The 22,894-nt window shown below is 69.7% G+C and carries 20 protein-coding genes and 4 tRNA genes; 13 read left to right on the forward strand and 11 right to left on the reverse strand.

What is annotated here, in order from left to right; translation table 11 throughout:
* Positions 1-145: 145 nt before the first annotated feature.
* From hrpA to AB0F04_RS28635, 3 genes are all read left to right on the forward strand, one after another.
* On the forward strand, positions 146-4,090 hold the full coding sequence (gene hrpA, locus AB0F04_RS28625) for an ATP-dependent RNA helicase HrpA (protein WP_362046360.1): 3,945 nt from the start codon (positions 146-148) through the stop codon (positions 4,088-4,090).
* Positions 4,091-4,183: 93 nt separating this feature from the next.
* Positions 4,184-4,258: transfer RNA gene (locus AB0F04_RS28630), tRNA-Asp, on the forward strand.
* A gap of 255 nt (positions 4,259-4,513) precedes the next feature.
* Positions 4,514-4,687, forward strand: a complete 174-nt coding sequence (locus AB0F04_RS28635) for a DUF6274 family protein (RefSeq protein WP_362046363.1) — start codon at positions 4,514-4,516, stop codon at positions 4,685-4,687.
* Between the two features lie 463 nt (positions 4,688-5,150).
* Here AB0F04_RS28635 and bldC read toward each other — a convergent pair whose 3' ends face one another.
* Together bldC and AB0F04_RS28645 are read right to left on the reverse strand one after the other, a co-directional pair.
* Positions 5,151-5,357 (reverse strand): developmental transcriptional regulator BldC, encoded by a 207-nt coding sequence (gene bldC, locus AB0F04_RS28640; protein ID WP_003949541.1) that lies wholly within the window; start codon positions 5,355-5,357, stop codon positions 5,151-5,153.
* 599 nt (positions 5,358-5,956) lie between these two features.
* Complete coding sequence (locus AB0F04_RS28645) at positions 5,957-6,802, reverse strand: hypothetical protein (RefSeq protein WP_362046366.1); 846 nt, start codon at positions 6,800-6,802, stop codon at positions 5,957-5,959.
* A 223-nt stretch (positions 6,803-7,025) separates the two neighbouring features.
* Between AB0F04_RS28645 and AB0F04_RS28650 the strand changes: the two genes are divergently transcribed.
* On the forward strand, positions 7,026-8,132 hold the full coding sequence (locus AB0F04_RS28650) for a Glu/Leu/Phe/Val dehydrogenase dimerization domain-containing protein (protein WP_362046369.1): 1,107 nt from the start codon (positions 7,026-7,028) through the stop codon (positions 8,130-8,132).
* Positions 8,133-8,440: 308 nt separating this feature from the next.
* Positions 8,441-8,686: a DUF3073 domain-containing protein gene (locus AB0F04_RS28655; protein ID WP_053669978.1), complete on the forward strand. Its 246-nt coding sequence runs from the start codon at positions 8,441-8,443 to the stop codon at positions 8,684-8,686.
* A gap of 83 nt (positions 8,687-8,769) precedes the next feature.
* On the opposite strand, the gene purM is transcribed toward AB0F04_RS28655, so the two are convergent.
* From purM to purS, 8 genes are all read right to left on the reverse strand, one after another.
* Positions 8,770-9,837 (reverse strand): phosphoribosylformylglycinamidine cyclo-ligase, encoded by a 1,068-nt coding sequence (purM, locus tag AB0F04_RS28660; RefSeq protein ID WP_362046372.1) that lies wholly within the window; start codon positions 9,835-9,837, stop codon positions 8,770-8,772.
* Between the two features lie 45 nt (positions 9,838-9,882).
* Positions 9,883-11,412 carry an amidophosphoribosyltransferase gene (gene purF / locus AB0F04_RS28665; RefSeq protein ID WP_362046375.1) on the reverse strand — a complete coding sequence of 510 codons (1,530 nt, stop codon included), beginning with the start codon at positions 11,410-11,412 and terminating at the stop codon, positions 9,883-9,885.
* 63 nt (positions 11,413-11,475) lie between these two features.
* A complete protein-coding gene (locus AB0F04_RS28670) occupies positions 11,476-12,249 on the reverse strand; it encodes an META domain-containing protein (protein WP_362046378.1) in 774 nt (257 codons plus the stop codon).
* 37 nt (positions 12,250-12,286) lie between these two features.
* Positions 12,287-13,084: a sterol carrier family protein gene (locus AB0F04_RS28675; RefSeq protein ID WP_362046381.1), complete on the reverse strand. Its 798-nt coding sequence runs from the start codon at positions 13,082-13,084 to the stop codon at positions 12,287-12,289.
* 69 nt (positions 13,085-13,153) lie between these two features.
* On the reverse strand, positions 13,154-13,654 hold the full coding sequence (locus AB0F04_RS28680; protein ID WP_362046384.1) for a helix-turn-helix domain-containing protein: 501 nt from the start codon (positions 13,652-13,654) through the stop codon (positions 13,154-13,156).
* 108 nt (positions 13,655-13,762) lie between these two features.
* Positions 13,763-16,021, reverse strand: a complete 2,259-nt coding sequence (purL, locus tag AB0F04_RS28685) for a phosphoribosylformylglycinamidine synthase subunit PurL (protein ID WP_362046387.1) — start codon at positions 16,019-16,021, stop codon at positions 13,763-13,765.
* Complete coding sequence (purQ, locus tag AB0F04_RS28690; protein WP_358562934.1) at positions 16,018-16,698, reverse strand: phosphoribosylformylglycinamidine synthase subunit PurQ; 681 nt, start codon at positions 16,696-16,698, stop codon at positions 16,018-16,020. Before purQ ends, purL begins: the two co-directional genes overlap by 4 nt.
* On the reverse strand, positions 16,695-16,958 hold the full coding sequence (gene purS / locus AB0F04_RS28695) for a phosphoribosylformylglycinamidine synthase subunit PurS (protein ID WP_031137820.1): 264 nt from the start codon (positions 16,956-16,958) through the stop codon (positions 16,695-16,697). Before purS ends, purQ begins: the two co-directional genes overlap by 4 nt.
* Before the next feature lie 267 nt (positions 16,959-17,225).
* Here purS and AB0F04_RS28700 point away from each other — a divergent pair, with 267 nt between their 5' ends.
* The 8 genes from AB0F04_RS28700 (at position 17,226) to AB0F04_RS28735 (ending at position 21,880) form a co-directional block, all read left to right on the forward strand.
* Positions 17,226-17,543 carry an Lsr2 family protein gene (locus AB0F04_RS28700; protein ID WP_362046760.1) on the forward strand — a complete coding sequence of 106 codons (318 nt, stop codon included), beginning with the start codon at positions 17,226-17,228 and terminating at the stop codon, positions 17,541-17,543.
* A gap of 134 nt (positions 17,544-17,677) precedes the next feature.
* A tRNA-Gly gene (locus AB0F04_RS28705) sits at positions 17,678-17,749 on the forward strand.
* Positions 17,750-17,869: 120 nt separating this feature from the next.
* Positions 17,870-17,942, forward strand: a tRNA-Gly gene (locus tag AB0F04_RS28710).
* Positions 17,943-18,072: 130 nt separating this feature from the next.
* Positions 18,073-19,044 (forward strand): ABC transporter ATP-binding protein, encoded by a 972-nt coding sequence (locus AB0F04_RS28715; RefSeq protein ID WP_362046390.1) that lies wholly within the window; start codon positions 18,073-18,075, stop codon positions 19,042-19,044.
* Positions 19,041-19,841, forward strand: a complete 801-nt coding sequence (locus AB0F04_RS28720) for an ABC transporter permease (RefSeq protein WP_362046393.1) — start codon at positions 19,041-19,043, stop codon at positions 19,839-19,841. The genes AB0F04_RS28715 and AB0F04_RS28720 overlap by 4 nt, the downstream gene beginning before the upstream one ends.
* A 40-nt stretch (positions 19,842-19,881) precedes the next feature.
* Positions 19,882-21,165: a sensor histidine kinase gene (locus AB0F04_RS28725; RefSeq protein WP_362046396.1), complete on the forward strand. Its 1,284-nt coding sequence runs from the start codon at positions 19,882-19,884 to the stop codon at positions 21,163-21,165.
* On the forward strand, positions 21,162-21,782 hold the full coding sequence (locus tag AB0F04_RS28730; RefSeq protein ID WP_362046399.1) for a response regulator transcription factor: 621 nt from the start codon (positions 21,162-21,164) through the stop codon (positions 21,780-21,782). Before AB0F04_RS28725 ends, AB0F04_RS28730 begins: the two co-directional genes overlap by 4 nt.
* Positions 21,783-21,804: 22 nt before the next feature.
* Positions 21,805-21,880, forward strand: a tRNA-Gly gene (locus tag AB0F04_RS28735).
* Positions 21,881-21,960: 80 nt separating this feature from the next.
* Here AB0F04_RS28735 and AB0F04_RS28740 read toward each other — a convergent pair.
* The gene (locus AB0F04_RS28740) at positions 21,961-22,860 is read right to left on the reverse strand and encodes a phosphoribosylaminoimidazolesuccinocarboxamide synthase (protein ID WP_362046402.1); all 900 of its coding nucleotides are present in this window, start codon (positions 22,858-22,860) and stop codon (positions 21,961-21,963) included.
* Positions 22,861-22,894: the final 34 nt, after the last annotated feature.

Raw genomic sequence — 22,894 nt, forward strand, 5'->3', positions numbered from 1 at the left:
GGGTGCGGCCAGGGGGCTGGTCAGGTGATCGATCTCCGACCACTCGATCGAATGGCTGCTCGATCAGGCGCTCGAACGCTGTCCACGCGCTCTGGTCGAAATCCGTTCGCCTCTGTTTTGCGGGGGATGAGATCCTGGATCCCGTATGTCTACGCACCCTGCCCCCGCCCTCGGCGCCCTCGCCCCCCGCCTGACCGAGTTGTCGCTGCGCGATGCGCATCGGCTCGGGCGCAGGCTCGAAGGTGCGCGCAAGATCCGTAAGCCGGAGGCGCGGGCCGCTGTGCTCGCCGAGATCGAGGCGGAGGTCGCCAGGGCCGAGGAGCGGATGGCCGGTCGGCGTGCTCTCGTGCCCGAGGTCACGTATCCCGAGCAGCTGCCGGTCAGCCAGCGGAAGGACGCGATCGCCGACGCCATTCGCGATCACCAGGTCGTGATCGTCGCGGGTGAGACGGGGTCCGGCAAGACGACGCAGATTCCCAAGATCTGTCTTGAACTGGGACGCGGCGTGCGGGGCATGATCGGGCACACGCAGCCGCGCAGGATCGCGGCCCGGACGGTCGCCGAGCGGGTCGCCGAGGAGCTGGACACCCCGCTCGGCGAGGCCGTGGGCTGGAAGGTGCGTTTCACGGATCAGGTCGATCCGGACGCCACCTTCGTCAAGCTGATGACGGACGGCATCCTGCTGGCGGAGATCCAGACCGACCGTGAGCTGCGCGCGTACGACACGATCATCATCGACGAGGCGCACGAGCGGTCTCTCAACATCGACTTCCTGCTGGGGTACCTTGCCCAGCTGCTGCCGAAGCGTCCCGACCTCAAGGTCGTCATCACGTCGGCCACGATCGACCCCGAGCGGTTCTCGCGGCATTTCGGCGACGCGCCGATCATCGAGGTCAGCGGCCGTACGTACCCGGTGGAGGTCCGTTACCGGCCGCTGCTGGAGGAGGACGGCGAGGACGCCGACCGTGATCAGATCACGGCGATCACCGATGCCGTGGAGGAGCTTCAGAGGGAGGGGCAGGGGGACATCCTCGTCTTCCTCTCCGGTGAGCGGGAGATCCGGGACACGGCCGATGCCCTCACCAGGAAGAACTACCGGTTCACGGAGATCCTGCCGCTGTACGCCCGGCTCTCGCATGCGGAGCAGCACCGGGTCTTCCAGCAGCACACGGGCCGCAGGATCGTTCTGGCCACGAATGTCGCCGAGACGTCGCTGACCGTCCCGGGTATCAAGTACGTGATCGACCCCGGCTTCGCGCGGATCTCGCGGTACAGCCATCGCACGAAGGTCCAGCGGCTGCCCATCGAGCCGGTCTCGCAGGCGAGTGCCAACCAGCGCAAGGGGCGCTGTGGTCGTACGTCCGACGGCATCTGCATCCGGTTGTACAGCGAGGATGATTTCAACGCCCGGCCGGAGTTCACGGATGCGGAGATCCTCCGGACGAACCTCGCCTCCGTCATCCTGCAGATGACCGCGGCCGGCCTCGGCGACATCGAGAAGTTCCCCTTCATCGACCCGCCGGACCACCGCAACATCCGCGATGGTGTCCAGTTGCTGCAGGAGCTGAACGCGCTCGACCCGGCGCAGAAGGACCCGCGCAAGCGGCTGACGGAGACCGGTCGCAAGCTGGCGCAGCTGCCGGTCGACCCGCGGCTGGCCCGGATGGTCCTGGAGGCGGACCGGAACGGCTGTGTGCGTGAGGTCATGGTGATAGCCGCCGCGTTGTCCATCCAGGACCCGCGTGAGCGTCCGGCGGACAAGCAGGCGCAGGCCGATCAGCAGCACGCCCGTTTCAAGGACGAGACCAGCGACTTCCTGGCGTACCTCAACCTGTGGCGTTATCTGCGCGAGCAGCAGAAGGAGCGTGGGTCGTCGTCGTTCCGCCGGATGTGCAAGCAGGAGTACCTCAATTTCCTTCGCATTCGTGAATGGCAGGACATCTACACGCAGTTGCGCACGGTGGCGAAGCAGATGGGGATCCATCTGAACGAGGACGACGCCCCGGCCGACCGCATCCATCTGTCCCTGCTGGCCGGTCTGCTGTCGCACATCGGTATGAAGGACGTGAAGGACGGCGCGAAGAACGAGTATGTGGGCGCCCGGAACGCCAAGTTCGCGGTCTTCCCCGGCTCGGCGCTCTTCAAGAAGCCCCCGCGTTTCGTGATGTCCGCCGAGCTCGTCGAGACCTCCCGCCTCTGGGCCCGCGTCAACGCGAGGATCGAGCCCGAGTGGGTCGAGCCGCTGGCCGCGCACCTCGTCAAGCGCACGTACAGCGAGCCGCACTGGGAGAAGGACCAGGCCGCGGTGATGGCGTACGAGAAGGTCACGCTGTACGGCGTGCCGATCGTGGCGCAGCGGAAGGTCAACTACGGGCGGATCGACCCGGAGGTCAGCCGTGAGCTGTTCATCCGGAACGCGCTGGTGGAGGGCGACTGGCGTACGCACCACAAGTTCTTCTCGGACAATCGCCGCCTCCTCACGGAGGTCGAGGAGCTGGAGCACCGGGCGCGGCGCCGGGACATCCTGGTCGACGACGAGACCCTGTTCGACTTCTACGACCAGCGGATTCCCGAACACGTGGTCTCCGGTGCCCACTTCGACTCGTGGTGGAAGCGCAAGCGGCACGAGCAGCCGGACTTTCTCGACTTCGAGCGCGAGATGCTCATCAACGAGAAGGCGGGCGAGGTCACCAAGGCCGACTACCCGGACTCGTGGCGGCAGGGGAATCTGAAGTTCCGGGTGACGTACCAGTTCGAGCCGGGGGCGGACGCCGACGGCGTGACCGTGCACATCCCGCTCCAGGTCCTCAATCAGGTCACGGACGAGGGCTTCGACTGGCAGATCCCGGGGTTGCGTGAGGAGCTGGTGACGGAGCTGATCCGGTCCCTGCCCAAGCCGATCCGGCGGAACTACGTCCCCGCGCCGAACTTCGCGAAGGCGTTCCTGGACCGGGCCGTGCCTCTCCAGGAGCCCCTCACCTCGACCATGACGCGTGAGCTGCGGCTCATGGTCGGCGTGCCCTTCGAGGCGGACGACTTCGACCTGTCCAGGGTCCCCGACCATTTGAAGATCACGTTCCGGATCGTGGACGAGCGGCGCCGCAAACTGGCCGAGGACAAGGACCTGGAGGCGCTGAAGCTCAAGCTGCGCCCGAGGGCCCGCAAGGCGCTCTCCCAGGCGGCCGCGGCGACCGCGGAGCGCTCCGGCGGTGAGTCGCTGGAGCGCTCGGGCCTGACGGACTGGACGATCGGCACGCTCACCCGGGTCTTCGAGACGCGTCGGGCCGGTCAGCCGGTGAAGGCGTATCCGGCGCTGGTCGACGACGGCGACATGGTCTCCGTGCGTCTCTTCGACACGGAGGCGGAGCAGGCGCAGGCGATGTGGAAGGGCACGCGCCGGCTGATCCTGCGCAACATCCCGGTGAATCCGGCGAAATTCGCGAGCGATCGCCTGACGAACGCGCAGAAGCTGGCCCTGTCCGCCAACCCGCACGGTTCGGTCCAGGCTCTGTTCGACGACTGCGCGATGGCCGCCGCCGACAAGCTGATCGGGGACTTCGGCGGACCGGCGTGGGACGAGGAGTCGTACCGGAAGCTGTACGACAAGGTGCGGGCCGAGATCGTCGACACGACCGTGCGTACGGTGGACCGGGTGCAGCAGGTCCTGGCGGCCTGGCAGGCCTGTGAGCGGCGTCTGAAGGCCGTACGCAGCCCGGCGCTGCTGGCGAACCTGCAGGACGTACGGGGGCAGCTGGACGCCCTCGTGAGGCCGGGCTTCGTGACGGAGGCGGGGCTGCGGCGCCTGCCGGACCTGATGCGCTATCTGGTGGCGGCCGACCGGCGGCTGCAGCAGATGCCGACGAACGTCCAGCGGGACACCACGCGGATGCAGAAGATCCACGAGATGCGGGACGAGTACGCCTGGCTGCTGGAGCAGCTGCCGCAGGGCCGGCCGGTCCCGTCGTCGGTGCTGGACATCCGGTGGATGATCGAGGAGCTCCGGGTGAGCTATTTCGCCCATGCGCTGGGCACGGCGTACCCCGTCTCCGACAAGCGGATCGTGAAGGCGATCGATGCGGCGGTGCCGTGACGGGATCGGCACGCTGGGTGAGTTCGACCCGGGGCTCACCCTCCTGTACAGTCTCTTCTCGCAGCGCAACGCACGAATAGCGCCGCGAAACCTGGTCCTGTGGAGCAGTTTGGAGTGCTCGCCACCCTGTCAAGGTGGAGGCCGCGGGTTCAAATCCCGTCAGGACCGCAGTGAGAAAGAGCCGGATCTTCGGATCCGGCTCTTTTCGTTGCGTCCGGGCCTTCCGGTCCGGGCGTTCGTGTTGTGCCCGGACCTCAAGGCCCGGATCCCCGTACAGTGCCCCGGCTTCGAGAACCGGGCCTCTTTCGTGTGCCTGGCCTCCGCGTACGCCCTCGGGCTCCCACACGCCGTCTTGACGCCCCCTCAATCCGTCGGTACCCCAGAACCAGGGCCGTTCCCCGTGCGGCCTCCGGGAGGTGGCGTATGGCGGCAGTGGCCAGGCACGAGACGCGGGCTCTGCTCCGTGCGCACCTGTCGGCCGCGTCGTCGTACCGGCACCTCACACGGCACTGTCCGATCTGCCATCGGCTGTTGCGGCTGGCGATGGAGTCCGCGCCGCCCGGTCCCCGGGAGGACGAGAGCCCGACGCCGGCTTGATCCACGAGCGGCCCCAACACCCGTACGTGCGTTGGACGCTGGAGAGGGGGGCTCCTCTACCGCACCTGAGGCGGAGCCAACAAGCCGCGCGGTATGTGACGGGTGTCACCGCATGAGTTTTGGAAAGTGGGTTACTTACACCCCGCCTACAAGGGGTCAATTTAATATGTGCAATTGCACCTTGTCCGGGGTGTCGCGCACCGGGGATCCGACACCCCTCCCCAGGCTCCTACACGGCCGCTCACAGCCGGAACGGAAGAACCGTCGCGGGCACACAAAAAAGATCGCGCTGGACCCGGCGGAGTCCAGCGCGATCGACGACGCACCCTGTTGTATGCCTGAGAAGCTCTGACTGGCGTGGGCGTGGGCCCTGTTGGGGCAGGATCCCGCGTCGCTTGGAGCTGCGGTTCCGGGCACCGCGACCAGTGGGGGACCAGCCGGTTGTGCCCGGTTATTCAGTTGTTCAGGCCTCGCTGCGCTGCTGCGGGATGCCCGCGAGCAGAGCGCGGACCTCGGCCTCGCGGTAGCGCCGATGCCCGCCGAGCGTGCGGATCGACGTGAGCTTGCCGGCCTTCGCCCACCGCGTGACCGTCTTCGGGTCCACGCGGAACATGGTGGCGACCTCAGCCGGGGTCAGCAGCGGCTCGGCATCAGGGGTGCGAGCGGTCATGAGCGGCCTCCTCGGGAGAACCGAACCTTCTCGGTTCTTTCCTCTAAATTCTGCACCTTGACCCGCGTTGCCCGAAATGGCGGACGCGAGTCGAGTCGGTTATAGGACGAACGGCTTGTCCTCGGCACTACAACTACACCATCTGTCCAGCCGCGTCGGCCAAACCGATGGAATTGCCCCTCCAGGTGTTCATCAGCGACGGAAGCCGATGGACCATGCCATAGCGGACAGTCACACCGCTGTGACGATCAGTCACAGGGTGATCAGGAAGTCACGAGACCCCCCAAAGCGTGCAATGCTGAGATTCCACCCATAGTGCATCACCATGGGACGGAAGGAGCCCTCCCCGGACTCCTTGTCCTATTTTGGCATGAGGGGGGGCAAGGGACGCAAGAGCCTCGTACGTGTAGTCCGTCACGCTTGGCCTACATGAGAGGTCTGCCCGGATCGGGCCCTACGTCCCTTGTTGACGAAGCCTCAGGAGACGCACGTCCCGCTTCAGGAACTCGGTGCGAGGACGAAACCCCAAATCGGGCGGTTCGTCAAACGTCAGTTCGTGACCGAAGGCGAGCGGTGTGTACGGAGATCAAGGTCACGGCTCAGTTGGCCGACCGGAGATCCCGCACGGAACGCCAGCGCTCCACGAGCCGGGCGTACGCCTTCCCTGCGGCCTCCCCGTCGCCCCGGCGCAGGGCGGCGATGCCCTCGGCCACGTCCGCGGCCGAATGATCGTCCTCCAGCATCCCCGCCGGCAGCGCGTGCACCAGACCGCCGTAGTCCAGTTCCACGAGGGAACGCGGGTGGAACTCCTCGAGCCAGCGCCCGACGTCCGTCAGGCCGTCGATCAGGGGCCCCTCGTCCATGGCCTCCTTCAGGGCGCGCAGACCCCGGGCCACCCGCCGACGGGCCTGGACCATGGGTGTGCGGTAGCGCAGCACCGGGGGGCCGCCGGCCGGGGCGCCGCTGTCGTACTCGCGCTCCTCGTCGGAGACCAGGACGAACCAGTTGATCGGCACCTGCCAGGTGGCCGTACGGATCCACGGCCGGGCGTCCGGATTGATGGCCAGCCAGCGCTCGTAGTCCTGGGCCGCCTGGTGCCGCAGGACGGGCGGCAGGACGGCGTCCATGACCGGCCGGGGGAGCTCCTCGGCGAGCTCGTCCAGGGCCAGCCAGCCGCGCAGCCGGGTGCGCCACGGGCAGACGCAGACGACGCCGTCGACCTCCAGCACGAAGGCGTCCTCGCTCTCGTGCACCGGTACCGGGACCGGCGGGACGGGTGCCAAGTCGGCCAAGGCACGGCGCAGTTCGTCCTGGTAGGTGGGACGGTCGGTCCGGCGGGCGTAGCGGGCCCACTGGCTGCGCTCCGGCTCGGGGAAGGCGGCCAGCGGTTCGTACACGCGCAGGTAGGTCGCGTAGGGGACGATCACCGAGGTCACCTTGGGCACGCCTGCTCCCTCCCCCGCGCGCCGCCGCGAAAACCTGCGGAACCCGCTTACGATCGCGCGGGAAATCTATGCAAATCGTCGCACGGGTGTACTCCGGTCGGAGGGGATCCTGTGCACGGTGCGGTCGGCGGGCCCGGCAGGCTCTAATCTCATGCTCAACAGCCCCCGCCACCCACACGGGAGCTGGTCTCCACCCGCCGCAACTTACTCAGGAGTCACCACAGTGACCGACGTAATCGGCGCACCTGCTGATGTACTGCACACCCTGTTCCACTCGGACCAGGGCGGACATGAGCAAGTCGTGCTCTGCCAGGACCGCGCGAGCGGCCTCAAGGCCGTCATCGCCCTCCACTCCACCGCCCTGGGCCCCGCGCTCGGCGGTACGCGCTTCTACCCCTACGCGAACGAGGCCGAGGCCGTCGCCGACGCCCTGAACCTCGCCCGCGGGATGTCGTACAAGAACGCCATGGCCGGTCTCGACCACGGCGGCGGCAAGGCCGTGATCATCGGCGACCCGGAGAAGATCAAGAGCGAGGAGCTGCTCCTCGCCTACGGCCGGTTCGTGGCCTCGCTCGGCGGCCGGTACGTCACCGCCTGCGACGTCGGTACGTACGTGGCCGACATGGACGTCGTGGCCCGCGAGTGCCGCTGGACGACCGGCCGCTCCCCCGAGAACGGCGGCGCCGGGGACTCCTCCGTCCTCACCGCCTACGGCGTCTACCAGGGCATGCGCGCCTCCGCGCAGCACCTGTGGGGCGACCCCTCGCTGCGCGGCCGCAAGGTCGGCATCGCGGGCGTCGGCAAGGTCGGCCACCACCTGGTGGAGCACCTGCGGGCCGAGGGCGCCGAGGTCGTGATCACGGACGTGCGCGAGGACGCCGTGGGCCGGATCCTCGCCGCGCACCCGACCGGCGTCACGGCCGTCGCCGACACCGCGACCCTGATCCGCGCCGAGGGCCTCGACATCTACGCCCCCTGCGCCCTCGGCGGGGCCCTGAACGACGACACCGTGCCCGCGCTCACCGCCAAGGTGGTCTGCGGCGCCGCCAACAACCAGCTCGCCCACCCGGGTGTGGAGAAGGACCTCGCCGACCGCGGGATCCTCTACGCGCCGGACTACGTCGTGAACGCCGGCGGGGTCATCCAGGTCGCCGACGAGCTGCACGGCTTCGACTTCGAGCGGTGCAAGGCGAAGGCGTCGAAGATCTTCGACACCACGCTGGCCATATTCGCACGTGCGAAGGAGGACGGCATTCCGCCGGCCGCGGCGGCCGACCGGATCGCCGAGCAGCGGATGCACGACGCAGCCCGGGCCCGCCGGGCCCGGTGACGGCGGGCTGATCCCGGGCGCCTCGTACGTTTGGCCGGTACCCGTCGGTGGGCAGTTAGAGAGAACTCTCACTTCTACCGGCGGGTCGACCGCCGATAAGTGGTTAAAATCGCGGTTGACCAGCGAGGACGGGGCGCCTCGAAGGTCCTGGGCGCGGGCACGTCATGCGGGCGACGTACCGTATGGGCGCGGGCTCAGGTACCGTGGAAGCCCTACGGACCGGTCTCTCCGCGGAGAGTCCGTGCCGGACCATGAACGCGTGTCAAGACTCTGGGGCCGTCGAGCCCCGTCGTTGAGGGGGTCGAGCCATGGGGCGCGGCCGGGCCAAGGCCAAGCAGACGAAGGTCGCCCGCCAGCTGAAGTACAACAGCGGTGGGACTGACCTCTCACGCCTGGCCGAGGAGCTGGGTGCATCGCCTTCGAATCCGCAGCCGCCTAACGGCGAGCCGTTCGAAGACGATGAGGACGACGACCTGTACGCACGGTACGCCGACCTCTACGAGGACGACGACGACGAGGACGGCCAGTCCTCGCAGCATCGTCGCGGCGCTTGACCCTGCACTAGTGCACTCACCCGGTCGGTGACTCCGGTCACCGACCGGGTTCTGTGCTGCCTGCAGGGCCGAGGCCCCGTGCTTCAGCTCGCGTAGTCACCGATCAGGGCGGCACCAGTGGTGTGCTCGCCCCGGTTGGTGATCTCTCCGGCCACCCAGGCGTCCACGCCGCGGTCGGCGAGGGTCGCCAGGGCCACGTCCACGGACTCCTGCGGCACGATCGCGATCATGCCGACGCCCATGTTCAGGGTCTTCTCGAGCTCCAGGCGCTCGACGCTGCCCGTGCGGCCGACCAGGTCGAAGATCGGGGCCGGGGTCCAGGTGGAGCGGTCGACGACGGCGTGCAGGTCGTCGGGGATGACCCGGGCGAGGTTGGCCGCCAGACCGCCGCCGGTGATGTGGCTGAAAGCGTGCACCTCGGTGGTGCGCATCAGGGCCAGGCAGTCCAGCGAGTAGATCTTGGTGGGCTCGAGCAGCTCCTCGCCGAGGGTGCGGCCCAGCTCCTCCCTGTGCGCGTCCAGTGCCAGACCGGCCTGGTTCAGCAGGACGTGGCGGACGAGGGAGTACCCGTTCGAGTGAAGCCCGGAGGACGCCATGGCGATCACCGCGTCACCCGTGCGGATGCGATCGGCGCCGAGCAGCCGGTCGGCCTCCACGACGCCCGTACCGGCGCCGGCGACGTCGAAGTCGTCCTCGCCCAGCAGGCCCGGGTGTTCGGCCGTCTCGCCGCCGACCAGGGCGCATCCGGCCAGTACACAGCCCTCGGCGATGCCCTTGACGATGGCGGCGACCCGCTCGGGGTGGACCTTGCCGACGCAGATGTAGTCGGTCATGAACAGCGGTTCGGCACCGCAGACCACGATGTCGTCCATGACCATCGCGACCAGGTCGTGGCCGATGGAGTCGTAGACGCCCAGCTGGCGGGCGATGTCGACCTTGGTGCCGACGCCGTCCGTGGCGGAGGCGAGCAGCGGCCGCTCGTAGTTCTTCAGGGCGGAGGCGTCGAAGAGGCCGGCGAAGCCGCCGAGGCCGCCGAGGACCTCGGGGCGCTGGGCCTTCTTCACCCACTCCTTCATCAGTTCGACGGCGCGGTCGCCCGCTTCGATGTCGACGCCCGCGGCTGCGTAGCTGGCACCAGTTGTGTCAGGCATGACGATGAGAACCTTCGTGTTGTACGGCAGGTGGTACGGGCCGTCTTACGGGCGGCGGATCGCGTCGGCGGCGGCCGTGGCGGCCGGGCCGGCGGCCAGCTCCGTCTCCAGCAGCTGCTTGCCGAGCAGCTCGGGGTCCGGGAGCTCCATCGGGTACTCGCCGTCGAAGCAGGCGCGGCACAGGTTCGGCTTGGCGATGGTGGTCGCCTCGATCATGCCGTCGATGGAGATGTAGGCCAGGGAGTCGGCGCCCAGGGAGGTGCCGATCTCGTCGATCGTCATGCCGTTGGCGATGAGCTCGGCGCGGGTGGCGAAGTCGATGCCGAAGAAGCAGGGCCACTTCACCGGGGGCGAGGAGATCCGGATGTGGACCTCGGCGGCGCCCGCCTCGCGGAGCATGCGGACCAGGGCCCGCTGGGTGTTGCCGCGCACGATCGAGTCGTCGACGACGACCAGGCGCTTGCCCTTGATGACTTCCTTCAGCGGGTTCAGCTTCAGGCGGATGCCCAGCTGGCGGATGGTCTGCGAGGGCTGGATGAAGGTCCGGCCGACGTAGGCGTTCTTGACCAGGCCGTTGCCGAAGGGGATGCCGGAGGCCTCCGCGTAGCCGATGGCGGCGGGGGTGCCGGACTCGGGCGTCGCTATGACCAGGTCGGCCTCGACCGGGGCTTCCTTGGCGAGCTTGCGGCCCATCTCCACGCGGGAGAGGTACACGTTCCGGCCGGCGATGTCGGTGTCGGGGCGGGCCAGGTACACGTACTCGAAGACACAGCCCTTGGGCTTCGCGTCCGCGAATCGGGAGGTCCGCAGGCCGTTCTCGTCGATGGCGACGAACTCGCCCGGCTCGATCTCGCGGACGTACGAGGCGCCGCAGATGTCGAGGGCGGCGGACTCGGAGGCGACGACCCAGCCGCGCTCCAGACGGCCGAGGACCAGCGGGCGGATGCCCTGCGGGTCGCGGGCCGCGTACAGGGTGTGCTCGTCCATGAAGACGAGCGAGAAGGCTCCCTTGACCTGCGGGAGGACCGTGTGGGCGGCCTCCTCGATGGTCAGCGGCTTGCCGTCCTCGTCGACCTGGGCCGCGAGGAGCGCGGTGAGCAGGTCGGTGTCGTTGGTCGCCGCGACGCGCGGGGTCCGCCCGCCCTCCTGCTTGGGCAGGTCGGCGACCATCTCGGCGAGCTGGGCGGTGTTGACGAGATTGCCGTTGTGGCCGAGCGCGATGGAGCCGTGTCCGGTCGCGCGGAAGGTCGGCTGGGCGTTCTCCCAGACGGAGGCACCGGTGGTCGAGTAGCGGGCGTGACCGACCGCGATGTGACCCTGGAGCGAACCGAGGGAGGTCTCGTCGAAGACCTGGGAAACCAGGCCCATGTCCTTGAAGACGAGGATCTGTGAGCCGTTGCTGACCGCGATTCCCGCGGATTCCTGGCCTCGATGCTGGAGGGCGTAGAGCCCGAAGTACGTGAGCTTGGCGACCTCTTCGCCCGGAGCCCAGACACCGAAGACGCCACAAGCGTCCTGGGGGCCCTTCTCACCGGGGAGCAGGTCGTGGTTGAGTCGTCCGTCACCACGTGGCACGCCACCGAGTGTAGGCGAGGTCGACCACTGGTCCGAATTGGGGATACCGGACTTTCCGGTGGATCACCGCCCGGCGACCGCTCGCACACTCGTACCGTTTTCGCTGGTCAGCGTAAGAGTTTGATGATCGACTGCGTACTTCAGCTGTCCGTCGAAAAGACGCAGCAGCTTCTTCTCGACGTCCATGAGTGAGTCTTCGCACATCATTCGGGTCGTGGCGGGCGGGCCGAGGGTGATATGGCCGTCGCGGACCGTGGCCTCGGCGTTCACCTTGTTGCAGCCGAGCCTGCCGGAGACGGTGCCCTTCTTCTCGTCGAAGGTGAGGTGGGCCCGGCCGTCGGCGTCCGGGGTCGTGACGGTCCATGTGGTGCCGGCCAGCGGGGCGTCCTCCGCCTTGGTCAGGCGGACGGTGTCGCCCTCGCCGGTGGTGAGGGTGAGACGGTCGTCGTGCGTCTTCGCCGTCAGCTCCTGGTCCGAGAAGGTCCTCGCGAGGGTCGTCTCGAACGCGGCGGGCGTGCCCTCGCAGGCCATCTCCGTGGCCCTGGTCCTGCCGAGCCGGACGCGGTCGCCGTCGACGGTGGCCTCGGCGCTGAAGTGGTTGCAGCCGAGGCTGCCCTCGGCCCGGCCCTTGTGGATGGTCACATGGGCACCGGCCGGAGCCTTCTGCGTCCTGCCGTCCGCGGTGACGCTGTCCACGTTCCACCGCACGCCGGTGATCGGCTTGCCGGTGCCTACCGAGTCGCTGCCGCTGCCCGCCTTCTCGCCGCCGCAGGCCGCCAGGAGCGGGACGAGCATGGCGGCGGCCGTCAGGGTCATGCGCTGCTTCTGCCTGTCCATGCCACTTCGACGGGCGACCCGGGGGGATCGGTTCCCCTTATCGCATCAGGGGCAGCCACGCGGACAGGTCCGCGCGCTCCCCGCTGGCGCTGACCTCGGCGTTCCGCAGGGCCTGCGCCCAATCCGTGCGTCCGGTCGCGAGCCGGATCCACGTCAGCGGGTCCGTCTCGACGACGTTGGGCGGGGTGCCCCGGGTGTGCCGCGGCCCCGCCACGCACTGCACCACCGCGTACGGCGGCACCCGTACCTCCGTCGAGCCGCCGGGTGCCTTCGCGGCGAGCGCGTCGGCCAGGACGCGGGTGCAGGCGGCCAGGGCCTGACGGTCGTAGGGGATGTCCGGGCCGGGGACGGCGGCGTTGAGGTCGTCGGTGTGGACGACGAGTTCGACGGTGCGGGTGACGAGGTGGTCGGCGAGGGTCATGGCACCCGTCCGGGTGGCCAGGAGGCGGGTGCCGGGGGCGTCCTCGAGCTTGCCGGCCAAGCGCTGCGCCGTCTCGGCGAACAGGGCGTCGAGGTCGGGGTGGGTCTCGGCCAGCCGACGGGTGCCGTCGTCGATGTCCCCGGCTCGGGCTGCCGTGGCGAAGGGCCAGTCGACGACGGTGAGCTCCGCTTTCGCGGGCTCCTCCCGGTCGAGGTTGCGGCTGACGCTCTCCACGGCCATGGTCACGTGGGCCGCGAGCTCCCGTACGGTCCAGTCGCCGAGCCGGGTGGGCAGGGCGAGCTGCTCGGGCGTGAGGCCGGCGACAGCGGCCCGTAGGTGCCCGAACTGGGTGAGCACCGCCGTGCGGATCTTGACCGGGTCGTAGCTGCGGGTGCGCTTCTTGGCCGGGGGCATGGTGGCCAGCCTAAGTGCGGCCTGTGACACCGGATCCGTCTCGGCGCCCCTCCCCGGCCCCCGGCTCGGCTACGGACGGGCCGTCGCCAGTGCCACCAGCAGCGGTACGACCCGCTCCGGCGGCACCTCGTAGCGGCCCCGGCCGCTGGTGTGCAGCCAGCCCGTGGCGGTGAGCTGGCGCAGGTGGTGGTAGATCTGGCCGGTCGTGCCGGTCTCGTCCAGATCGGCGAGTTCGGCGGCGGTGCGCCGGCCGCCGAGGATCTCGCGCAGGAGCCGGAGGCGGACCGGGTGGCCGAGGGCCGCGAACGGCTCGGCGGCCGTGGTCCAGTCGTCGTCCAGCAACTCCTCCGTGGGCACGGTCATCTGCCAGGCGTACTCCTCGCCCGTCGGCAGGCCTACGGAGCCGGTGTAGAGGACACCGCCGTCGGCCGCCCCCGCCTCGGACAGCTGTTCCTTCAGCCCGTGCAGAGCCCAGAAGTCACCCTCGTCGATGCGAGGACCGGGGCGCCGGGTGCCTTCCAGATCCGCCAGCCGACGTTCGAGGTCGGCAACACGCTGTTCCAGTTCCATTCCCCAGATATTACGGAACTACGTAATCTCGCGCAAGAGGCCCGTCCGTCCGTGCACGGCGAAGCCCCCGCACCGGGTGGGCCGGAGCGGGGGCTTCGGAGCGGTCGCCTACTTCAGCAGCGCCGGGATCGTGTTCTCGTGCGCCTCGCGCAGCTCCGCCAGGGGGAGCACGAACTCGCCCTGGACGTCCACGGTGTCACCGTCCACGACACCGATGCGGGTGACGGGCAGGCCCCGCGCACCGCACATGTCGTTGAAGCGGACCTCCTCCGAGCGCGGTACGGCCACGACCGCGCGGCCCGCCGACTCGGAGAACAGGAAGGTGAAGGCGTCCAGACCGTCCGGGACGATCAGGCGGGCGCCCTTGCCGCCGAGCAGGGCCGACTCGACGACCGCCTGGATCAGACCGCCGTCGGACAGGTCGTGCGCGGAGTCGATCATGCCGTCGCGGGAGGCGGAGATCAGGATGTCGGCCAGCAGGCGCTCGCGCTCCAGGTCGACCTTCGGGGGCAGACCGCCGAGGTGGTCGTGGACGACCTGCGACCAGGCCGAGCCGCCGAACTCCTCGCGGGTGTCACCGAGGAGGTACAGCAGCTGGCCCTCCTCCTGGAAGGCGACCGGCGTGCGGCGGGCCACGTCGTCGATGACGCCGAGGACCGCGACGACCGGGGTCGGGTGGATGGCGGCCTCGCCCGTCTGGTTGTAGAGGGAGACGTTGCCGCCGGTCACCGGGGTGCCGAGCTGCTGGCAGGCGTCCGCCAGACCGCGCACGGCCTCCGCGAACTGCCACATCACCGCCGGGTCCTCGGGCGAGCCGAAGTTCAGGCAGTCGGAGACCGCGAGCGGCTTGGCGCCGGTGGTGGCGACGTTGCGGTACGCCTCCGCCAGGGCCAGCTGGGCGCCGTGGTACGGGTCGAGCTTGGCGTACCGGCCGTTGCCGTCCGTGGCGATGGCCACGCCCAGGCCGGTCTCCTCGTCGATCCGGATCATGCCGGAGTCCTCGGGCTGGGCGAGGACGGTGTTGCCCTGCACGAAGTGGTCGTACTGGCTGGTGATCCAGGACTTGGAGGCCTGGTTCGGGGAGCCGACCAGCTTCAGGACCTGGTCCTTCAGCTCCTCGGACGTCGCCGGCCGCGGCAGCTTGTTGGCGTCGTCGGCCTGCAGCTCGTCCTGCCAGGACGGGCGGGCGTAGGGGCGCTCGTAGACCGGGCCCTCGTGGGCGACCGTGCGCGGGTCGACGTCGACGATCTTGCCGCCGTGCCAGTAGATCTCCAGGCGGTCGCCGTCGGTCACCTCACCGATGACGGTGGCGATGACGTCCCACTTCTCGCAGATCTCCAGGAAGCGGTCGACCTTCTCCGGCTCGACGACCGCGCACATGCGTTCCTGCGACTCGCTCATGAGGATTTCCTCGGGCGAGAGCGTGGAGTCGCGCAGGGGCACGTCGTCGAGGGTGACGCGCATGCCGCCGGAGCCGTTGGACGCCAGCTCGCTCGTCGCGCAGGACAGGCCCGCCGCGCCGAGGTCCTGGATGCCGACGACCAGCTTCTCGGCGAAGGCCTCCAGGGTGCACTCGATGAGGAGCTTCTCCTGGAAGGGGTCGCCGACCTGCACGGCCGGGCGCTTGCTCGGCTTGGCGTCGTCGAAGGTCTCGGAGGCCAGGATCGAGGCGCCGCCGATGCCGTCGCCGCCGGTCCGGGCCCCGTAGAGGATGACCTTGTTGCCGGCGCCGGAGGCCTTCGCGAGGTGGATGTCCTCGTGCCGCATGACGCCGATGGCACCGGCGTTGACCAGCGGGTTGCCCTGGTAGCAGGCGTCGAAGACGACCTCGCCGCCGATGTTGGGCAGGCCCAGGCAGTTGCCGTAGCCGCCGATGCCCGCGACGACGCCCGGCAGGACGCGCTTGGTGTCGGGGTGGTCGGCCGCGCCGAAGCGCAGCGGGTCGACGACCGCGACCGGGCGGGCGCCCATCGCGATGATGTCGCGGACGATGCCGCCGACGCCCGTGGCCGCGCCCTGGTAGGGCTCGACGTAGGAGGGGTGGTTGTGCGACTCGACCTTGAAGGTGACCGCGTAGCCCTGGCCGACGTCGACGACACCGGCGTTCTCGCCGATGCCGACGAGCATCGCGTCGGACTCGGGGGCCTTCTCGCCGAACTGGCGCAGGTGGACCTTGCTGCTCTTGTACGAGCAGTGCTCCGACCACATCACCGAGTACATGGCCAGCTCCGCGCCGGTGGGGCGGCGGCCGAGGATCTCGACGACCCTCTCGTACTCGTCCTTCTTCAGGCCCAGCTCGGCCCAGGGCAGCTCGACGTCGGGGGTCGCGGCCGCGTGCTCGACCGTGTCCAGAGGCGTCCGGCTCATGCGTTGACCAGCTTCTTGAGGATCGAGGTGAAGAACGGGAGGCCGTCGGTGCGGCCGGTGCCGATCAGCGGCTCGACGGCGTGCTCGGGGTGCGGCATGAGGCCGACCACGTTGCCGGCCTCGTTGGTGACCCCGGCGATGTCGCGCTGCGAGCCGTTGGGGTTGAAGTCCAGGTACCGGAAGGCGACGCGGCCCTCGGCCTCCAGCTGGTCGAGCGTGTACGCGTCGGCGACGTACTGCCCGTCGTTGTTCTTCAGCGGGATGTGGATCTCCTGGCCGGCCGAGTAGTCGGTGGTCCAGGCGGTCTCGGCGTTCTCCACCCGCAGCTTCTGGTCACGGCAGATGAAGTGCAGGTGGTCGTTGCGCAGCATGGTGCCGGGCAGCAGGTGGGCCTCGGTGAGGATCTGGAAGCCGTTGCAGATGCCGAGCACCGGCAGACCCGCCTTCGCCTGCTCCAGCAGGGGCTCCATCACCGGCGAGAAACGGGCGATGGCCCCGGCGCGCAGATAGTCGCCGTAGGAGAAACCACCGCACAGCACCACGGCGTCGACCTGCTTGAGGTCCTTGTCCTTGTGCCAGAGGGCGACCGGCTCGGCGCCGGCGACGCGGATCGCGCGCTGGGTGTCACGGTCGTCCAGGCTGCCGGGAAAAGTGACGACGCCGATACGAGCGGTCACTTCGCGGCCTCCGCGACTTCCTCGACCCGGATCGTGAAGTCCTCGATCACGGTGTTCGCGAGGAAGGACTCCGCAAGATCATGAATGCGGGCGAGGGCGGCCTCGTCGACCGGCCCGTCAACTTCCAGTTCGAAACGCTTTCCCTGGCGGACGTCCGAGATCCCGTCGAAACCCAGCCGCGGCAGTGCGCGCTGCACCGCCTGGCCCTGGGGGTCGAGGATCTCCGGCTTGAGCATGACGTCGACTACGACGCGTGCCACTGGCACTCCCGGTGTGTGGTGCTGAGCAGGTCCCTTCAGACTACCCGCACAAAATTTCTACGCGCGTTGACTTGTAGGAAACTACGTGACCGTCATCACGATCCGGCATCGACGGACCCACACGCGAAATTTTCGGGAAAGATTCCGGATCGACAGCCGGAACCTATTGCCTTCGGACACGCGGAAGGATTTAGTCGGGCTTCACAATGTATTGCCAGGCGCTGTACAAATAAATTGGCATAGTGCCGCATGAAGGGACCGATATTCGTGGCGCAGAAGGTCGTGGTCACTCTCTCTGACGACATCGACGGCTCGGAAGCGGCGGAAACGATCGCCTTCGGACTGGACGGCAAGTCGTACGAGATCGACCTGAGCGAAGGCAACGCCGGAGAGCTGCGGAAGGCGCTCGCGCCCTATGTGGAGGCCGGCCGCAAGCGGTCCCGCTCGGGCAAGGCGTACCGGCAGACGGAGGTCGCTCCCGACCCGTCGGCCGTGCGCGCCTGGGCGCAGGCCAACAAGATGGAGGTCCCCGCGCGCGGGCGCATCCCCAAGAGGGTCTACGAGGCGTTCACCGCCGCGCAGTGACGGTCCGTCGAGCCCGGACCGATGCCCGGTCACCCGCCCCTCGCGGCAGCCGACTTGCGCAGCACCCCGGCTGATCAGCTAGAGTCTGGAGCACGCCGAGGGGCGAGGCCGAAAGGCCCGGTTCACGGATACATGCGGGTGTAGTTCAGTAGTAGAACATCCCCCTTCCAGGGGGAAGGCGCAGTGTGCGATTCCTGTCACCCGCTCTGCATCGCCGTACCGTCCACCGATGGGGGTACCCCCCTGCTCGAGCTTGTCGAGAGCTTGGGGGAGGATCAGGTAGGCTGGTGCCCGCACCGATCGGTGAAAGCCGGTCGGGAGCACATGCGGACGTAGCTCAGTTGGTAGAGCGCAACCTTGCCAAGGTTGAGGTCGCGAGTTCGAGCCTCGTCGTCCGCTCGGGAATGAGACCCCGGTCCTGATGGACCGGGGTCTTTTCGTGCTGCCCCGGTGCCCGCCTGACATTTGTCATGCCGAGTGATGACAGCGCGCACTGCTTCCGGGCGCGCACGGCCGGGACGCTTGAATCATGGAGACCAACGGACACGAACACGTGATTGAGGTCACTGACCTGCGGCGTGTGTACGGGGGCGGGTTCGAGGCGGTACGCGGAATCAGCTTTTCCGTCCGACGCGGCGAGATCTTCGCGTTGCTCGGCACCAACGGCGCGGGCAAGACGTCGACCGTCGAACTGCTGGAGGGGCTCGCACGGCCGGCGGGCGGGCGGGTACGCGTCCTCGGGCACGACCCGTACACCGACCGGGCCGCCGTACGGCCCCGCACCGGCGTGATGCTGCAGGAAGGCGGCTTCCCCTCCGAGCTGACCGTCGCCGAGACCGCCCGGATGTGGGCGGGCTGCGTGAGCGGGGCCCGGCCGCCGGCGGAGGCACTGGCGCTGGTGGGCCTGGAGTCCAGGACCGGCACCCGGGTCAAGCAGCTGTCCGGCGGCCAGCGGCGCCGCCTCGACCTGGCGCTCGCCCTGCTCGGCGATCCCGAGGTGCTCTTCCTCGACGAGCCCTCCACCGGGCTGGACGCGGAAGGCCGCCGGGCCACCTGGGAGTTGGTGAGCGCGCTGCGCGACGGCGGCACGACGGTGCTGCTGACCACGCACTACCTGGAGGAGGCCGAGCACCTCGCCGACCGGCTCGCGATCATGCACGAGGGCCGGATCGCGGCCACCGGCACCCCGGCCGAGGTGACCGCCGAGCAGCCGTCGCGGATCTCCTTCGAGCTGCCCGACGGCTACTTCGTCGGCGATCTGCCGCCGCTCGGCGAACTCGGCGTGACCGGCCACGAGACCGACGGCCGGACCGTCCGGCTCCGCACCCGTGACCTGCAGCGCACGGCCACCGCACTGCTGGTGTGGGCCGAGCGGGCCCGGGTCGGGCTGCACCGCCTGGACGTGCGCTCGGCCTCCCTGGAGGAGGCGTTCCTCCACATCGCCGGGAACGCTTCCGCCGAGCAGGCCGACGGCACGACGACGAAGGAGTACGCGGCATGAGCGCCATCCGCACGACACCCCGCCCGGCCGCGGCGGCGACCCCGCTGAGCCGGATGACCGCGCTCGCCCGCGCCGAACTGACCCTGCTCGGGCGGACCCGGGGCGCGCTCGTCGCCGCGCTGTTCGTGCCGCTGGTGATGCCGGTCAGTGTGCGGTCGGCGGCGGAGGAGATGGACCTCGCCGGGGCGGGACTGAACACCGGCACGCTGGTGCTGCCCGCCGCGGTCGGCTTCTCCCTGCTGTTCGCCGTGTACGCGGTGCTCGTCGGCGTGTTCGTCGTCCGGCGCGAGGAACTCGTCCTCAAGCGGCTGCGCACCGGTGAACTGCGGGACGTCGAGATCCTGGCCGGTTCCGCGCTGCCGGCCGCCCTCACCGGGCTGGCGCAGTGCCTGCTGCTGACGGCGGGCTGCGTCGCGCTGCTGGACCTGTCCGCGCCGTCGGCACCCCATCTGGCCGTCCTCGGCCTGCTGTTGGGGCTCGTGATGTGCGCCGCCCTCGCCGCGGCCACCGCGAGTTTCACCCGGACCGGCGAGAGCGCCCAGGCCACACCCATGCCGCTGCTGCTGGTCTCGATGATCGGCTCCGGCATGTTCTTGCCGCTGGAGCTGATGCCGGACCGGGTGGCCTCCGTGTGCGAGCTGCTGCCCCTGACGCCCGTCGTCACCCTGGTGCGCGGCGGCTGGACCGGAAACCTCTCCGCCTACGAGGCACTGGGCGCCTTCGCGACCGCCGTGGCCTGGATCCTCGTCGCGGTGTTTGCTGTACGGCGGTGGTTCCGCTGGGAACCGCGGCGCTGACCGACGACCGCGGTGCCGAACGAGGGGGAGTGACGGGCCCATGCGCATGCCGGGCAGGTGGTGGCGGCACAAGAGCACACCGCAGAAAGTCGAGACGTACACGCGGTGGTCGTTCCACCTCTTCGCGGTGATGGAGTTCTTCTCCGTCGGGCTCACGTCCGTGGCCCCGCTCGGGGTGCGGCTGGGCAGCGCCGCCATGCTGGTGGTGGCCGTGCACGCCGGCCTCTGCTTCGCGACCGTGTCCCGGGCGATCGACTGGACGCGCGGCCGCAGGCCCCAGCCCACCGGGCTGATGGGGACGCTGGGCGCCCTCACCGCCGTGGTCGCCGTCGCCGCGCTCGCCCTCGCCGAGTACGGACCCGACGGCGAGGAGGTCGACGCCGCCGCCGGTGGGCTCTGCGGAGTGATCCTGATCTTCGGTCCCGGCATCATCGCGCTCGGCATCCGCTCCCGGCGGCGCGCGTTCGGCCTCGCGGGCGGTTTCGCGGCAGGCACCTGGGTCGTGACGACCGCGCTCGGCGCCCCCGTGCTCACGGCGCTCTTCACCGCGCTGATCGTGCTCGTCGGCGGCGTGTTCATCACCTTCACGGCCGTCTTCTCGGTGTGGCTGCTGAACGCCGTCTACGAGCTCGACGAGGCCCGCGAGACCCGGGCCCGGCTCGCCGTCGCCGAGGAGCGGCTGCGGTTCGGGCGGGATCTGCACGACGTCATGGGGCGCAACCTCGCCGTGATCGCCCTCAAGAGCGAGCTGGCCGTGCAGCTCGCCCAGCGGGGGCGGCCCGAGGCCGTGCCGCAGATGGTCGAGGTGCAGCGGCTGGCGCAGGAGTCGCAGCGGGAGGTGCGGGATGTCGTGCGCGGCTACCGGGAGGCCGACCTCGGCTCGGAACTCGCCGGTGCGCAAGGAGTGCTGGCGGCGGCCGGCATCGCATGCACGGTCGGCGGCGTGCCGGCGTCCGGCCTGCCGCCCGCCGTGCAGTCCGCCCTGGGGTGGGTGGTGCGGGAGGCCGCGACCAACGTGCTGCGGCACGGGGACGCGCAACGGTGTGACGTGCGACTAGAGGTGGTGGAGGGGCGAGTGGTGTTGTCCGTGGAGAACGACGGGGTGAGCGAAGCAGGCACGGAGTCCGGGTCAGCGCCGTCCGGCTCGGGGCTCGCCGGGCTGCGGGAGCGGCTGGCGAAGACCGACGGGACGCTCGAGGCCGGGCCCGTGGGGCGGGGGCTGTTCCGGCTGACGGCGGAGATTCCGCTGCCGTCGCCGTCCACCGCTTCCGGCGCTTCCCCGGCCGCCGTCGCGGTGCGTTCTGTGAGCGAGGTCACCTCATGACGGCCGTGGAGCCCGTCCGGCTGCTGCTCGCCGACGACGAGCACCTCATCCGGGGAGCACTCGCCGCGCTGCTGTCCCTGGAGGACGACCTCGTCGTGGTCGCCGAGGCGGCCACCGGGCCCGAGGCGATGGCGATGGCCCGGGCGCACCGCCCCGATGTCGCCGTGCTGGATCTCCAGATGCCCGGGGCCGACGGTGTGAAGGTCGCCACATCCCTGCGGTCCGAACTGCCCGGCTGCAAGGTGCTCATCGTCACGAGCCACGGGCGGCCCGGGCACCTGAAGCGGGCGCTGCAGGCCGGGGTGCGCGGCTTCGTGCCGAAGACCGTGAGCGCGCAGCGGCTCGCCGAGCTCATCCGGACCGTGCACGCAGGGAACCGTTACGTCGACCCGGAGTTGGCCGCCGACGCGATCGCCGCCGGTGACTCGCCGCTGACCGCGCGGGAGGCGGAGGTCCTGGAACTCGCCGCCGACGGGGCACCCGTCGCGGAGATCGCCGAGCGGGCCGCGCTGTCGCAGGGCACCGTGCGGAACTATCTGTCGTCGGCCGCCTCGAAGCTCGGGGCGGAGAACCGGCATGCGGCGGTACGGCTCGCACGGGAGCGAGGTTGGGTATAGTGGTTCTCGCGCCACGGCGCATGCGAACGTAGCTCAGTTGGTAGAGCGCAACCTTGCCAAGGTTGAGGTCGCGAGTTCGAACCTCGTCGTTCGCTCCAGTGAGAAGCCCCCCGGTTCCGGCCGGGGGGCTTCTTCGTGTCCTGAGGACAGCCGCGACGACTGTCCTCAGGACCGCGTCCTACGACCAGCTCGTGCCGGTCAGGCGCTCGTACGCCTCCACGTACTTGGCGCGGGTGGCGTCGACGACCTGCTGGGGCAGGGCGGGCGGGGGCTGCTCGCTCTTGCGGTCCCAGCCGGACTCCGCCGAGGTCAGCCAGTCGCGGACGAACTGCTTGTCGTACGACGGCTGCGCGCGGCCCGGCTGCCACTGGTCGGCCGGCCAGAAGCGGGAGGAGTCCGCGGTGAGGACCTCGTCCGCGAGGACCAGGTCGTCCCCGTCGAAGCCGAACTCGAACTTCGTGTCCGCGAGGATGATGCCCCGCTCCCGGGCGATGTCCCGGCCCCGCGAGTAGACCGCGAGGGTCGCCTGGCGCAGCCGGGCCGCGGTGTCCGCGCCGACCTGGCGGGCGACCTCCTCGTAGGAGACGTTCTCGTCGTGCTCGCCGACCTCGGCCTTGGTGGCCGGGGTGAAGATCGGCGCGGGCAGTTCGCTGCCGTCGGTCAGGCCCTCGGGGAGAGCGAGGCCGCAGACCGTGCGGGTCTCGTTGTACTCGGCGAGGCCCGAGCCGGTGAGGTAGCCGCGGGCCACGCACTCCACGGGGACCATCCGCAGCGACTTGCAGATCAGCGTGCGGCCCGCCCAGTCCGCGGGGGCGCCGTCGGGCAGTTCCGTGCTCAGGACGTGGTTCGGAATCAGGTCGGCGAGCCGCTCGAACCACCACAGGGACAGCTGAGTGAGGATCCGGCCCTTGTCGGGGATCTCGGTCGGCAGCACCCAGTCATAGGCGGACATGCGGTCGCTGGCGACCATCACGAGGTCGCCCGCCTCGTTGCGGTACAGCTCGCGCACCTTGCCGGTGTGCAGATGCACCAGGCCCGGAACCTGGATCGGCTCGGGCTTTTCTACGAATCCGGACACGGTTCCTCCCCGTGGTTCTGTCCCAGTGGCTCGA

The sequence above is a fragment of the Streptomyces sp. NPDC029041 genome (assembly GCF_040637515.1).
GTDB lineage: Bacteria > Actinomycetota > Actinomycetes > Streptomycetales > Streptomycetaceae > Streptomyces.